Below are 1,139 nucleotides of genomic sequence, written 5' to 3' on the forward strand. Positions count from 1 at the left end.
TCTCGGCCGGTGCGGGACGAACTCCTGCTCGCCCAACAGGACCCGGGCGCCCGCGTCCCGCAGGAACGCCACGTGCCGGCCGACGGCGGGGTGGGCGGCCAGCGCGTCGTTGAAGTACGGCAGCGCGACGACGGGCAGGCCCCGGCCGAGTCCCTCGGTGAGCGCCAGCAGGGCCCGGTTGTCGCACATCGCGCAGGCCCACTTCGCCAGCGAGTTGACCGTCAGCGGGGCGGCCAGCAGCGCGTCGGGCGCGGGCAGGGCGTCCTCCCCGCCCCCGTACTCCCACCGCACGGGACACCCGGCGCGCGCCTCCAGCTCCTCCAGGTCCTCCACCCACTCCCGCGCGGCGGGCGTGAGCAGCACGCACACGTCCCACCCGGCCTCCCGGGCCAGCCGCACACCCGAGTCGATCCGGTCCAGCGGCGGTGCGGCACACCCGATCAGATACAGCGTCCTCGTCCTCGTCACCCGCGCAGTCCACAGCGGTCGCGTGACTGCGCGCAAGTCAGGGGCCCGTCGTAATGTGGCCGCCATGACGACGTATGCGGCGCTGCTGCGCGGGATCAACGTGGGGGGCGGCCGCAAGCTGCCGATGGCCGAACTGCGGTCGCTGCTCGAGGAACTCGGGCACGCGGACGTGCGGACGTACCTGCAGAGCGGTCAGGCCGTGTTCAGCGCCGGGCGCGGTGACGAGCGGTCACTGGCCGCGGAGCTCTCCGCGGCGCTGGCGGAGCGCTTCGACTTCACCTGCGACGTGCTGGTCCGCGACCACGCCTACCTCGCCCGGATCGTCGCCGACTGCCCCTTCCCCGCCGCCGAGCTGGAGGGCAGACAACTGCACGTCACCTTCCTCGACCGTGACGCGGAGGAGGACCGCTTCGCCGGGCTGGACCGCGAGGCCTACCTCCCGGAGGAGTTCCGCACCGGCGACCGCGCCCTCTACCTGTACCTGCCCGACGGCATGGGCCGCTCCAAGCTCGCGGAGCAACTCGCCAGGCCCGGCGTGACCAGGGGGCTCGTCGCCACCACCCGGAACTGGAACACGGTCCTCAAGCTGTCAGAGCTGACGACGGCCCCGTGAGCCCGCCCTCCGCCTCACGGCGCGCCGCGTCGTAGCGTGCCAGCAGGAGCCGCGCCAC

At 73.7% G+C, this 1,139-nt stretch carries 2 protein-coding genes; one reads left to right on the forward strand and one right to left on the reverse strand.

Annotated features, from left to right (window positions below; genetic code table 11):
• Positions 1-468 (reverse strand): flavoprotein (locus tag HW445_RS31970; protein ID WP_180224254.1); only part of this gene is annotated, 468 nt, incomplete at its 3' end.
• 64 nt (positions 469-532) lie between these two features.
• Here HW445_RS31970 and HW445_RS31975 point away from each other — a divergent pair.
• Positions 533-1,081, forward strand: a complete 549-nt coding sequence (locus tag HW445_RS31975; RefSeq protein ID WP_180224255.1) for a DUF1697 domain-containing protein — start codon at positions 533-535, stop codon at positions 1,079-1,081.
• The last annotated feature ends 58 nt before the right edge of the window (positions 1,082-1,139 follow it).

Origin of the sequence: Streptomyces sp. UH6, from assembly GCF_013421635.1 — a bacterium.
GTDB lineage: Bacteria > Actinomycetota > Actinomycetes > Streptomycetales > Streptomycetaceae > Streptomyces > Streptomyces abyssomicinicus.